We start from the raw sequence: 12,499 nt of genomic DNA, 5'->3' as shown, positions 1-12,499 counted from the left end.
GCAACACGATTCTTTATCATGATTGAGATTAGTTTTTATAATTTCAAATCCAGCGTCTGACGTGTGCCCGATATTCAGTAAATGCGTCGGGCCAATGCGCAGCGAGCCGCTGCTCTTCAGAGAAGATAAAGGTCATTGACAGGTAGGTCATATAAGCGGGCACCAAGCCCCAACACCAAAGAGAGTTAAAGTAGAATCCAGCGCTAACGATGAGCAATACCAAAGCGAGATACATCGGATTGCGCGTATAGGCATAAATGCCGGTTGTGACCAGGGCTGATGGCTCTTTGATTGGATCAACGGTGGTATGATGACGATGAAATGCCCATTTCGCCGCCACCAGCAATCCAATGGCGAGCGTAAGAGGAAATACAGCCCAATATGGCGAACCTAATGTGAACGGAAAAGAAAAATAGTGGTTGAGCAACACACCGAAACCCACGGTGAGTAACATCGCAATGGGTGGCAAAGGTGGGAAAACATACTGCCAAAATTGCGTTTTCATGACTCGTCCTTGAGTGAAAGCTTATATATCGCGCCGCACTGTATCGAAAAAGGGCAGTGACTGTCACTGCCCTTGCGTAAAGTTTGCGACTAAGCACAACTCACTACCACTCAGTCTTGCTCGATATTCAGACGATGTTTGCCATGCTCAATTTTAGCTTTTAAGTAATTGCGATTACCTTCTTTGAGGTGCGCTTTGGTGCCAATCACTTCTTTGAGATCAATACCGGCAGCTTGGAGTTCTTCAATTTTTTTCGGGTTGTTGGTCACTAACCGAATGCGATGAATGTCCAAGGCTTTTAGCATTTGTGCGGCTTCAGTAAAGTCACGTAAATCGTCCGCAAAGCCAAGATGGTTATTGGCTTCGTAAGTAGTCATGCCTTGGCTTTGCAGCTCATAAGCATCAAGCTTATTGTATAGGCCAATTCCACGCCCTTCTTGACGAAGATAGAGGATAATCCCGCCATTTTCACCCATCTTTTGGATCGTTTCTTCGAGCTGCTCACCACAATCACACCGTGATGAATGGAATACATCGCCCGTTAAGCACTCAGAATGCATTCGCACTAGGGGAGTTTGATCGGTCACGTCCGCTTGTTTAAAAATAAGCGCAACGTGCTCCTGTCCAGACGCTAGTCCCTCAAAAGATAGAATTTCGGCAGGGATGTGGCTCCCTACTCCAACGTTCAGAGGCACCCGAGCCCTTACTTTTACCATTAGAATTTGTCTCTTACTACTGACACCCGAATCAGGGCGTTAACATTACTACAGCGTTACCAGGATGCCAATTAGAAAATGTTATATTATAACATTTTCCACCCAAGTAATGGCTACCTCTATTGTAAACGCCGGACAACCTCGGCTGGATTACCTGCCACTATGGAAAAGGGTTCGATATCTGTATCCACCACTGATCCCGCCTCAATCACCACACCTTCACCAATCGCAACGCCTGCTTTGATCACACTGTTGCCTTCGATAATGACGTTATTGCCGACAATCACGCTTTGTGAGGTTTCACACTCTCCGCGAGCAATGTCGAGCGGCAGTACGCGATGGCGCGTGGTATAGATACCCACATTGGGACCGATGCTGACATTATGCCCAATCCGAACATGGGCCCCATCAAGCATGGTGCAATTAGGTCCAATACTGACGTTATCGCCGATTTCGATATTCATTCCGTAGTGACAAAAAAACGGCGCATCAATATCCACATTGGATCCAATCCCTGCAAATAGCTTGGTCGTTACTATCGCAAGGTTATCGGCGTCTTCAGGATCGATACGATTAAACTGTTGGCATAAGCGGCGCGCAGCATAGCGAAATAAGGTTAATTCCTCATCGGCTGGGGAATACGGCAACCCCCGCTGCATTTTTTCAAACTCCGTCATCGCCTATCCTTGGTGTGGTAACGCTATTGAGGTGGGCTCAAAAGCCTCACTTTTAACGGTTGATATGGTATTGAAAGCATCGCCGTATTGCGCCATAAACTGATTGCCAAGCGATAAGCCCAGTTGATAGTCCGCATCGAGTTGCTCAGGCTTGCTCAATAATGCACTGCTTTGTAGCGGTGCGCTCGGCGCAATTTGTAACACCTGTGCACGAGGTGGTGGCTCGGCTAAAAACTGCAATTCGTTTTGATAGCTTTGATAGTGCGTAGTGAGCATTTTGAGCATCTCGCTGCTCAGCGGTTTACCCGATAACGACTGCAACCGGTAAATCGTGTCGCCGCCAAAGAGCCAGCGTCCACCGTTTTGCATCGCTTTTTCTCTCATTCCATCGCGAACACGGCTCACCCATTGCTCACGGCTAGACTTGTAGCGTTCGGAGAGTTCGGCCAACTGCTTGTTCAACTCCTTCTGGAAGGTCTCAAACCGGGTTAGACGGTACTTAAATTCAAAATTAGAGAGATAGTCAGAGAGCTTAAACTGCGGCTTTTTGGCTTCAAACTTGGTCCGTAATGTATCCAAAAAGTGGCTTTGATCTTCTGGGCCACCTTTGTCTTGCTCCAACGCCGGCTCGGTGCGAATCACTACAATAATATCCGCCCCACGGGCGAAGGCTTCTTTCGCCGGCACCGCGGCACTCACGCCACCGTCAACATAGCGCTTACCATTAATGCAAACAGGGTGCGGATAAAGCAAAGGGATGGCACAGGTTGCTTTGAGTGCATCTGGCCAAGTGTCATCGGTAATCGAGAAAAAGGCCGGTTTCAGGGTATCAACCTCAGTCACGCACGCGTAGGCCTCTCTTCCGTTCAAGTGTAGCTTCGCTGTTTCAATGTCCAGCGCAGCCTCATGACCCGGCAATGCCGTACTAAGCGCCCAATCTAAATCCATATGGTGTTGACGGCGCACGTACTTCATCAGATGAAAAAAGCGCTCTTGCGTGGTGAGCTCAGTGATAAACCGATGCCCGTAGCGATGCTGCTGGCATACATACGCCGTCAAGTTGAGTGCGCCGGCAGACGTCCCTAAATAAAGTTGAAATGGATCAAATCGGGCATTAAGAAATGCATCAAGCACGCCTGCGGTAAAAATCCCGCGTTGCCCGCCTCCCTGCAGTACCAGCGCGATACGCTGTGGCCGGGTAAAATGGCGCGGAGCAATTGGCATTGCCGTACCGGGAGAGTTGTCTGTCAAAGCTTGCTTACTTCTTAACACTTTCGCCCCTTATTCATCGTGCATAACGCTTTATGCGAGCAAAGCTCTTTATTAGCGTACAGCTCTTGATTAACGCATCGCTTTCAGTGTGTTAGTTCACTTCCAGCACGCTGGCCGCTGTGCATGGTAACGCTTACCGCGCAACGTCGCCACTCACAATTAGGGCTTAAGTGTCCGTTCTCGTTAACAGCGAATCGGTGATAATTAAGACAACACAGCGACAGCAGCAAAGGTGAAAATCATACCCAGCGCGCAAACAGCGGTTGTCAGTGCGTATGCAAGTGTTTTATCCATGCTGATACTCCTTGTTGACATAATGATTAACCTCAAAGACGCCGCGAGTCAGGTGCAATACCTGTTAATCCAAGTATATACCCTCTTCTGTCAAAGCTGCACCGACGTCGATTAGGTTGGCTCTTATAAAGCTAAACTGCTGATTAAAAGGTGAAAAACATTACCATTATGTCGCGAACTAAAGAGCGAATCTGAGGCGATAATCATATTTCCTTATCCTCACCGTGACGCTCCGCGAGTGATGATGTGCGCGTGAACTTAAATTCAAGAGGCATTTTGCTGTTTTTTTCGTCACCCAGACAGCAAATCAAAATAACGATCATTCGCCTCTATTGATAATCTTGATAGTTCAATCATCTGCCTCAAAAGTAAAAGCCCAGCATGAAACACCACTTATAATTGTTTACACCAAGTTAACAAAAATTTTTGTGCTAACTGCTTGGTTTTGCGGCTATTGATTTAGGCCTGACCAGTGCTTAATCTGCCATCAATGCCCGTCCTAGATAAAAATTTCAACATACGGGCAACAGGAAGTTAAAACTTATAATTGTGGGAATGTGCTATTTCTTTCATATAAGCCATAAAACGATCTGCAGCCTCACAACACTGCGATACCTATATGGTGAAAGATGGTAGCGATTCGCAAAGGAGTAGATATGAAACGAGAACAATGGGGCTCGCGCGCTGGCTTTATTTTAGCCGCTGTCGGGTCAGCGATTGGCTTAGGGAACATTTGGCGATTCCCTTATATGGCCTACGAAAACGGTGGCGGCGCCTTTTTTATTCCATACCTTTTCGCCATGCTCACCGCCGGTATCCCCTTTATGATCATGGAGTTTGGGTTAGGCAAAAAACTCCGCGGCTCATCACCTGTGGTCTTTTCTAAACTCAATACCAAGTTCGAATGGTTAGGCTGGTTCCAAGTTCTGATCGCCGCAACCATCGGTATTTACTATGTTGCCGTTATTGGTTGGGCCATCTCTTACTTTGGCTTCTCGTTTGGCCAAGATTGGGGCACAGATACCAACGCGTTCTTTTTCTCTGACTATTTAAAACTGGGAGAAAATTCACCCACCAACTTAGGCGATTGGCAATGGCATATTGCTATTCCGATGATCATCGCATGGGCAATCACTTATGCAGCCGTCTATCGTGGCGTCAAAGGCGGGATTGAAAAAGCCAGCAAGATTATGATGCCACTGCTATTCATCATGGTGATCTTGCTGATTGGCCGCGTAGTGATGCTGCCGGGTGCCCTCGATGGCTTGAACTACTTATTTGCGCCTGACTTTAGCAAGTTGTTAGATGCAAAAGTGTGGTCGGCCGCCTATGGGCAGATTTTCTTCACCTTGTCCGTGGGATTTGCCATCATGCTGGCCTACTCCAGCTACCTGCCTGAAAAGTCGGACGTGAACAATAACGCCTTGATGACAGTGCTGATCAACTGTGGCTTCTCCATTGTGGCGGGGGTATTGATCTTCTCCATTTTGGGCTACATGGCGGCAGAGCAAAGCAAAGGCATTACCGATGTTGTCAGTGGCGGCGTAGGACTTGCCTTTGTCACGCTACCAGCGGCGATCAACTTACTGCCGATCCCCTACATCCTCGGGCCATTGTTCTTCCTTGCGCTCGTCGTCGCTGGGCTAAGCTCACACATTTCGATTATCGAAGCAGTGACTGCATCGATCATGGATAAGCTGAACCTTGCACGTGAAAAGGCAGCGACAGCCGTCTGCGGCGTTGGCTTCGTGGTTTCGATGGCCTTTGCAACTAACGGCGGCTTGTTGCTTCTCGATTTGGTGGACTACTTCGTCAACAACGTAGCGCTGCTAGCAAGCTGTTTGATTGAGCTCATTGTCGTCGGCTGGTTGGTGAAACTTTCCGATATTCGCCAATACGTTAACCGCGTATCTGAGTTTAGTGTTGGCCAGTGGATGGAAGTGTGTATCCGCTTTGTCAGCCCAATTATGTTGGCCGTGATCATCACCAAAAACTTGATCAACACGGTTAATGAAGGATACGGCGGCTATGCACAGTTCGAACTCATCACCCTAGGTTGGGGGCTCGTCGCAGCCATGGTTGTGGTTGGTATCATCGTGAACTCAACCACAACGCCCGCACGCGATATGGAGACAGAATCATGACCACAGGCGCAATTGTAATGATGATCATTGGTTTCGCGGTCACATGGGGTGGCGCGGCACTGTGTATTCACAAAGCGATGCACAGCGATAGCGAGTAATCCTGTCTGACATCTCACTAAGGTTTCTAAAGCCCTCTTCGGAGGGCTTTTCGTTTCCAGCGATTTTGATTCTTTGTTTGCCTGCATTCTCGTTCGTCCTGTCTAGGGGATGTGGTCTGACCTTGATCAAGTCGCTGATTAATTATGCAAAGTGCGTCATTGTCAGTAGCATCACAGGCCCAAACCACCGATAATGGCGCTCATTGATGTTGGTAAGAAAGGGTATCGGCGCTATGGCTGCAGCCAAACGCATTTTAGTGGTTGATGACGATGTAGAAATTCGCGAGCTTTTGCAGGCCTATCTGTCCAAAGCAGGATATGAAGTGACCACCGCGCAAAATGGTCATGAAATGCGCTCTAAGCTTGCGGTCCAATACCCGGACCTTATCTTACTTGACGTGATGCTTCCCGGTGATGATGGGTTTACCTTATGTAAAGCCATTCGCAAAGACTCCAGCGTGCCAATCATTATGCTCACCGCGGTGTCTGATGAAACCGATCAAATCGTTGGCTTAGAGCTGGGCGCGGATGATTATATTGCCAAACCCTTTAGCCCTCGTCAGCTCATTGCGCGTATTCGTGCTTTGCTTCGCCGCACCCAACAGTTGCAAGAAACGACCTTGTCACGGCCGAAAGCGATCCGTTTTGGTCAATGGCGCTTGGAACCGGCGACACAACAGCTACATCAAGTAGTTACCGGCATGGAGATTGAACTCTCTGCATCGGATTATGCGCTACTGATGTTGTTTATAGACAATCCCCACCAATTGCTAGATCGCAACGCCATTAGCCAAGCCACCCGCGGTCGCGACGCTCAGCCACAAGAACGAGGCATAGATGTCCAAGTGAGTCGCCTACGACAGCGCCTGCGTGATAATGGTAAAGCAAACCTAATCAAAACCGTCCGCGGTGCGGGCTATATGTTTGTCGCTGAGATCCAATATGAATCATGAGTGGTTACAACGGCTCGTGCCGCGTTCTCTCCTCTCGCGTACGCTGCTCCTGACCCTATTGTCTGTCGTGCTCGCACAGGTGATCGCGACATCCATTTGGTATACTCAATCCAAACGCACACAGCTGGCGGGCTTAGAGTCCGCGTCAGCCAGCTTGGCGAATATGTTCGCCTCGACAACCACCTTTTTTCAGTCCTTGCCCGTCGCGTATCGCCACATCGCATTAAATCAGCTACGCAATATGGGCGGAACGCGGTTTTTTGTCTCTTTCAATAAAGAAAAAATTACCATCACGCCAATAGAAGAGACTCAAGCGAAACAGGTGGCGGTCAATACCGTCTCGCAAGTGCTAGAGGCGCAACTGCCCGCGCTGAGCACCATTGACGTGGAGTTTTCACGCCCCGAGACACTGCGCGTTTTAAATAACGACATTTTACTCCGCGACCTGCCCAAGTCATGGGCGCATCACACGCTAAGCCTTGAGCCACTCAACCCACCAATTTTGGTGGTGCAAATGGAGCTCAAAACTAATGAGTGGATTTACATCGCTGCCCTGCTTCCCGCGCCGTATGTCACCTTGGACGATACGTTGATTACAGCGGATCAAGTGGTCTTTATTGTGGTGATCACCGCGTTACTTTTGCTGTTTACCTATAGTTTGATTCGCCAACAAGCGCGACCACTCAAACGCTTAGCGAAAGCGGCTAACCTATTTAGTACAGACATTGAACAACCGCCACTAAAAGAAGAAGGCGCTGCAGAAATCGCGATTGTGACACGCGCATTCAACCGTATGCAGCGTCGATTGCAACGGCATTTGCGAGAGCGTGAAACCCTGTTTCGCTCGATGTCACATGATTTAAAAACCCCGATAACCCGATTACGTCTGCGGGCCGAATTGATTGATGATGATATCCAGGCCGCCAAAATGAACAAAGACTTGGATGAGCTTGAAATCATGGTAAAAGGCGCCGTTCAAACCGTGCGTGATACCGACATTCACGAAAACATGGCCGAGATTGATGTGATTGATTTCTTGGCGGTAATTGCCGAGCCCCACAATCAAGATCGGGTGCGTGTCACCATCGAATGTGAGGCAGTGAAAGGCTTTACCTGTAAACCTCTGGCGTTTAAACGCTGCCTATCTAATTTGATTGATAACGGCGTTAAATACGGCGAACAAGTCACCATCTATGTGATGGATGCCGAACATACGCTGGATATCACCCTAATCGACCAAGGGCCAGGGATCCCGGAAGAAGAGCTCGACTCAGTCTTTGACCCCTATGTGCGCCTTCACACTGATAACGAGGGATCAGGGTTAGGGCTTGGCATTGCGCGTGATATTATTCATGCCCACGGCGGTGACATGGTACTCAGCAACCGCAATGAAGGTGGCCTGCAAGTCGATATTAGTTTTCCACGGGTAGAAGAATAATGCGATTGACTCTTAAAGCACTGTGCGCCAGCGTCATTCAATCGACACTGCTGTATATTACGCCTGCCGCCCATGCCAGCGAGGTGGAAGTGCTCCATTGGTGGACATCGGCGGGAGAAGCCAAATCGGCCTCCGTTTTACGCGCCGGGATCGAGCAACGCGGTCATCAGTGGCGTGATTTTGCGGTCGGCGGACAAGCGGGGATCAGCGCGATGAATACCCTAAGGATCCGCGCAATCAGTGGTAACCCTCCCCTCGCCGCACAAATTAAAGGACCAGAGATTACCGAATGGGCGCGTTTAGGCTTTTTACGCAACCTCAATGACATTGCGGAAGCAGAACACTGGGAAGACAAAATTCCAGCCCCGCTTCGTGACGTGATGCAATACCAAGGGGATTATGTCGCGGCCCCAATTAATATTCACCGCGTCAACTGGCTCTGGATCAATCTACGTGCCTTTAAGGACGCGGGGGCTGCCATTCCCCATGATTTTGAAAGCTTTTTTACCGCTGCCGATAAACTACAACAGGCTGGCTATATCCCACTGGCATTAGGCGGAGAACCTTGGCAGGTGGCGACCTTATTCGACACACTCGCCTTATCCGTGATGGGGCCTGAACATTATCAACAAGCCTTTCTCGACTTTGATCGCGAGGCGCTATTAAGTGACAGTGTCACAAAGTCATTTTCTCTATTGGCCAAAATGCGCCCCTACACTGACTCCGACAATCTCGGTCGGAATTGGAGTGACACCACACGATTATTGATCGATAACCAAGCAGGCATGCAAGTGATGGGCGATTGGGCGAAAGGTGAATTTCTTGCAGCAAATCAGCAAGAAGGAAAAAACTTTACCTGTGTCGCGGTCCCCGGTACGGAGCAAGCGTTTAGCTATAACATAGATAGCTTTGTCTTTTTCAAGCCAAACAATGCAGAAGAGCGACAAAGCCAAACGGATATGGCTGAATACTTGTTAACATCCCAGTTTCAACGCGATTTCAATCGCTACAAAGGCTCACTGCCTATTCGCTTTGATATCCCGCTCCCGAACGGGGACACCTGTGCCGAAAAATCGCGTCAGGCCTTTCTCTACGCCGAGCAGCACAACACACTAAGCCCAAGCATGTCACATGGATTGTCGACCACCCGTTACGTCCAAAGCGCGATTTTTGATGTGATTAATGAGTTCTTTTATAACCCTAAGCAAACACCCAAGGAGGCGACTCAAGCCCTCTATCGCGCCATTTTATCTGCGCAGGCCTAATTCAGTATATTAGGCCTCGCCCATCGGCACATCATGCTGACACAGTACGCGAGGAATGGTGTCATCCAATCCGGTGTAATTGGTAAAGACACAATCAAACGTCGCAAGCGATGTCACACGAACCGGCGCTTGGCGTTGCCATTTTGAGCGGTCCGCCACCAGCCATCGCGCGGTTGCATTGGCTAAAATCGTCTCACTCACCGCCGCTTCGTCAGGAGTAAACTCGCACGCCCACCCTTGTTCACTGACAGCCGCACAGCCAATAATGGCAATATCAGGCTGAAAACGAGACAAAAATTGGATTACCGAATGGCCAACCATATCTTGATCATTGGCGCGTAGTTTTCCCCCAGCTAACCATACATCAATATGCGGATTCGCCCCCAAACGATGCGCCACCTTAAGGTTATTAGTCACCACCCGTAGGTCTTTACGAGAAAGCAACTGATCCGCCACCGCCGACGCTGTGGTGCCAATACCTAACATCACGGTGACACCATCAGGGATACGCGCAGCAACCGCCTGAGCAATGGCTTCTTTTTCGCGTGAATGGCTTTGTAAGCGTCGCTGATAGTCGGTATTGGCCAACGCTGCCGGCACACTGATCCCACCATGATGGCGTCGCGCTAACCCAAGTGCGCACAGTTGATTGATATCACGACGAATAGTTTGGGTAGTCACCGAAAACTGGGCCGCCAAGGTATCCGTTTCTAAGTGTTCTACCTCATTGAGCTGGCGCATAATCGCCTGCTGACGTCGGTTTAAATCGGCCACGTCTGTCAACGTATTCCTCTCCTAGATTCGCTCATTCCGTTGGCTCAGAACCTAAATAGTTAGATGGCGCGTCAGTGATCATCATATCGACCCCCCACTCCCAAAGGTGCGCAACCTCTTCAGGGTGATTAGGGGTGTAACACTTAATCTTTAAACCGCACGCTTTAATGGCTTTGGCTTGTACCTCTGTTATGCCGCGATAGTGACAATGGATACTGTAGGTTGCGAGATCTTGATAACGTTGCCAGTCTTCGGGCACCACATCCCATAAAATCGCTCTTGCCACGCTCGGCATCGCCGTTTGACAGTAGGCAAGCGCCTCGAGAGAGAATGAAGAAAGCAGTATCCGCTCGAGTGGGAAACCGGTTTCACTCAGCGTGACGGCAACCGCATCACACAAACGCGGAATATCTGTTTCAGGGTAAGTTTTTATTTCGATATTGATGTGTAGATCATCGGCAGCCACTTGGGCTAGCACGGCGGCCAAAGTAGGAACGCGCTCGCCTTGATATTGCGAGTCAAAGTATCCACCGGCATCAAGCTGTGCAAGCTGTGCATACGGCGTTTCCCCTAACCGCCCCACACCATTGGTGCAACGACTCAGTGTGTCATCATGAAACACAACGGGTACCCCGTCTTGTGTCAGTTGGACATCGATTTCAACCCATTCCATTCCCCACAAGCGCACTTGGCGAATCGACGCCAAGGTATTTTCAGGAGCATCCGCGGCGACACCTCGGTGGCCACAGAGTTGTTTGGGGCTAATTTTCATTTGAACATTTCTCTTTAGTCAGTAATGGCAGCGCCAATTTGGCACGCAGTGGACGCATTGTCGCCGAACTAGCTTACAGTTTTGTTACTTGCAGGTGTCAGATATTTCAGTGTTTTCATGCACAAAGTCTGCGTCTGTTAACAGAGATTTAACCTTAAGTGCGACCCCAGTCAAAAGTCATCAAATCGTCATCTCCCTTTTCATACCCGTTCATATTATGTTCACTTTTGTTCATTAAGTTGCGTCATGTTCACACCCACTCAAAAGGAGTTATGCATGAAAACCCAACGCTTAACCGCGATCTCTTCGGCCCTTCTGTTGGCCTCTTTTTCTGCCAACGCAGCAACCGAAATTGAATGGTGGCACGCGATGGGCGGGAACCTAGGCGAAAAAGTGAATGAAATCGCTGAAAAGTTCAATGCCAGTCAGGATGACTATGTTGTTAAACCGGTATACAAAGGCAACTATACCGAAACCATGACCGGCGCCGTCTCCGCGTTCCGCGCCAACAAACAACCTCATATCGTGCAGGTGTTTGAAGTTGGCACCGCGACCATGATGTCAGCAAAAGGCGCCGTCTATCCGGTGTACAAGCTGATGAAAGATGCCAACGAGCCCTTCGATCAATCTGATTATCTTTCGTCTGTCACCGGCTATTATTCGGATGAAGACGGCAACATGCTGTCAATGCCTTTCAATAGCTCAACGCCCGTCCTGTATTACAACAAAGACTTGTTTAAACAAGCCGGTGTTCAGCCTCCTAAAACCTGGGAAGAAGTTGAAACCGCATCGAAAAAGCTCCTCGCGAACGGCGCGAAATGTGGCTTTACCACAGGTTGGCAATCGTGGGTACAAATCGAAAACCTAGGCGCTCGTCACAACGCACCGATTGCGACCAATGACAATGGCTTTGCCGGTATCGACAACAAAATGTTGATCAACAAAGCACCTTTTGTCGATCACATTCAGAAGATGGCCGATTGGCAGCAAGCTGGCATTTTCGAATACGGTGGTCGTCGCTCTGACAGTGCTCCACTGTTTTACAGCGGTGAGTGTGCCATGTACATGAACTCATCGGCCTCTTATGCCGGTGTGAAAGAAAGCGTTAAAGACTTCGAGTTTGGTGTTGCAAAACTGCCTTACTGGAACAAAGCGGTCGAGCAGCCACGCAATACCATTATCGGTGGCGCCACCCTGTGGGTCCTGCAAGGCCACGAGTCTGAAGAATACAAAGGCGTCGCCCAGTTCTTCTCTTTCCTCTCTAAACCTGACATCCAAGCTGATTGGCACCAGTTTACTGGCTACTTACCCATCACCCATGCAGCGTACGAGCTGAGCAAGAAACAAAGCTTCTATGCGCAGAACCCAGGGACTGACATTGCTATCAAGCAAATGACAGAAGTAGAGCCAACACCGGCATCAAAAGGGATTCGCTTGGGCAACTTCGTGCAGATCCGCGATGTGATCAACGAAGAGCTTGAAACTGTTTGGTCTGGCGACAAATCGGCACAAGAAGCGCTCGATGAAGCCGTTGAGCGTGCCAATGGCCTGCTGTCTAAATTTGCGAAAGCGAACAAATAAGTTAGTTGTT

Annotated in this window: 12 protein-coding genes; 6 read left to right on the top strand and 6 right to left on the bottom strand. The window is 49.2% G+C overall.

Features of this window, described 5'->3' with window-relative positions:
- Positions 1–43: 43 nt before the first annotated feature.
- From BGK46_RS05705 to BGK46_RS05690, 4 genes are all read right to left on the bottom strand, one after another.
- A complete protein-coding gene (locus BGK46_RS05705) occupies positions 44–505 on the bottom strand; it encodes a methyltransferase family protein (RefSeq protein WP_069587602.1) in 462 nt (153 codons plus the stop codon).
- Between the two features lie 110 nt (positions 506–615).
- Positions 616–1,221: a GTP cyclohydrolase II gene (locus BGK46_RS05700; protein ID WP_069587601.1), complete on the bottom strand. Its 606-nt coding sequence runs from the start codon at positions 1,219–1,221 to the stop codon at positions 616–618.
- Positions 1,222–1,340: 119 nt separating this feature from the next.
- Entirely contained in the window at positions 1,341–1,898 is a 558-nt protein-coding gene (locus BGK46_RS05695; RefSeq protein WP_069587600.1) for a sugar O-acetyltransferase, read from the bottom strand.
- A gap of 3 nt (positions 1,899–1,901) precedes the next feature.
- Complete coding sequence (locus BGK46_RS05690; protein WP_254659662.1) at positions 1,902–3,149, bottom strand: patatin-like phospholipase family protein; 1,248 nt, start codon at positions 3,147–3,149, stop codon at positions 1,902–1,904.
- 971 nt (positions 3,150–4,120) lie between these two features.
- On the opposite strand from BGK46_RS05690, the gene BGK46_RS05685 reads away from it, so the two are divergent.
- The 5 genes from BGK46_RS05685 (at position 4,121) to BGK46_RS05670 (ending at position 9,362) form a co-directional block, all read left to right on the top strand.
- Positions 4,121–5,608, top strand: a complete 1,488-nt coding sequence (locus tag BGK46_RS05685) for a sodium-dependent transporter (protein ID WP_069587598.1) — start codon at positions 4,121–4,123, stop codon at positions 5,606–5,608.
- A complete protein-coding gene (locus tag BGK46_RS17410) occupies positions 5,605–5,706 on the top strand; it encodes a MetS family NSS transporter small subunit (protein WP_096628241.1) in 102 nt (33 codons plus the stop codon). Before BGK46_RS05685 ends, BGK46_RS17410 begins: the two co-directional genes overlap by 4 nt.
- Before the next feature lie 233 nt (positions 5,707–5,939).
- A complete protein-coding gene (locus tag BGK46_RS05680; protein ID WP_069587752.1) occupies positions 5,940–6,659 on the top strand; it encodes a response regulator in 720 nt (239 codons plus the stop codon).
- Complete coding sequence (locus BGK46_RS05675) at positions 6,649–8,097, top strand: ATP-binding protein (protein WP_069587597.1); 1,449 nt, start codon at positions 6,649–6,651, stop codon at positions 8,095–8,097. Before BGK46_RS05680 ends, BGK46_RS05675 begins: the two co-directional genes overlap by 11 nt.
- Positions 8,097–9,362, top strand: a complete 1,266-nt coding sequence (locus tag BGK46_RS05670; RefSeq protein ID WP_069587596.1) for an ABC transporter substrate-binding protein — start codon at positions 8,097–8,099, stop codon at positions 9,360–9,362. The genes BGK46_RS05675 and BGK46_RS05670 overlap by 1 nt, the downstream gene beginning before the upstream one ends.
- Before the next feature lie 9 nt (positions 9,363–9,371).
- On the opposite strand, the gene BGK46_RS05665 is transcribed toward BGK46_RS05670, so the two are convergent.
- Positions 9,372–10,136, bottom strand: coding sequence for a DeoR/GlpR family DNA-binding transcription regulator (locus BGK46_RS05665; RefSeq protein WP_256388320.1), 765 nt, complete (start codon positions 10,134–10,136; stop codon positions 9,372–9,374).
- 31 nt (positions 10,137–10,167) lie between these two features.
- Positions 10,168–10,908, bottom strand: a complete 741-nt coding sequence (locus BGK46_RS05660; RefSeq protein WP_069587595.1) for a glycerophosphodiester phosphodiesterase family protein — start codon at positions 10,906–10,908, stop codon at positions 10,168–10,170.
- A gap of 276 nt (positions 10,909–11,184) precedes the next feature.
- Here BGK46_RS05660 and ugpB point away from each other — a divergent pair, with 276 nt between their 5' ends.
- Positions 11,185–12,489, top strand: a complete 1,305-nt coding sequence (ugpB, locus tag BGK46_RS05655; RefSeq protein ID WP_069587594.1) for a sn-glycerol-3-phosphate ABC transporter substrate-binding protein UgpB — start codon at positions 11,185–11,187, stop codon at positions 12,487–12,489.
- Positions 12,490–12,499: the final 10 nt, after the last annotated feature.

It is taken from the genome of Salinivibrio sp. SS2 (assembly GCF_001722075.1).
Taxonomy (GTDB): Bacteria; Pseudomonadota; Gammaproteobacteria; order Enterobacterales; family Vibrionaceae; genus Salinivibrio; species Salinivibrio proteolyticus.
The sequence above is the reverse complement of the archived record's forward strand: the minus strand, read 5'-3'. Positions and strand labels throughout refer to the sequence as shown.

Excerpts from the sequence above, each read along its gene's own strand:
- BGK46_RS05705 (WP_069587602.1), bottom strand. The coding sequence starts at position 505 with ATGAAAACGCAATTTTGGCAGTATGTTTTCCCACCTTTGCCACCCATT.
- BGK46_RS05700 (WP_069587601.1), bottom strand. The coding sequence starts at position 1,221 with ATGGTAAAAGTAAGGGCTCGGGTGCCTCTGAACGTTGGAGTAGGGAGC.
- BGK46_RS05695 (WP_069587600.1), bottom strand. The coding sequence starts at position 1,898 with ATGACGGAGTTTGAAAAAATGCAGCGGGGGTTGCCGTATTCCCCAGCC.
- BGK46_RS05685 (WP_069587598.1), top strand. The coding sequence starts at position 4,121 with ATGAAACGAGAACAATGGGGCTCGCGCGCTGGCTTTATTTTAGCCGCT.
- BGK46_RS17410 (WP_096628241.1), top strand. The coding sequence starts at position 5,605 with ATGACCACAGGCGCAATTGTAATGATGATCATTGGTTTCGCGGTCACA.
- BGK46_RS05680 (WP_069587752.1), top strand. The coding sequence starts at position 5,940 with ATGGCTGCAGCCAAACGCATTTTAGTGGTTGATGACGATGTAGAAATT.
- BGK46_RS05675 (WP_069587597.1), top strand. The coding sequence starts at position 6,649 with ATGAATCATGAGTGGTTACAACGGCTCGTGCCGCGTTCTCTCCTCTCG.
- BGK46_RS05670 (WP_069587596.1), top strand. The coding sequence starts at position 8,097 with ATGCGATTGACTCTTAAAGCACTGTGCGCCAGCGTCATTCAATCGACA.
- BGK46_RS05660 (WP_069587595.1), bottom strand. The coding sequence starts at position 10,908 with ATGAAAATTAGCCCCAAACAACTCTGTGGCCACCGAGGTGTCGCCGCG.
- ugpB (WP_069587594.1), top strand. The coding sequence starts at position 11,185 with ATGAAAACCCAACGCTTAACCGCGATCTCTTCGGCCCTTCTGTTGGCC.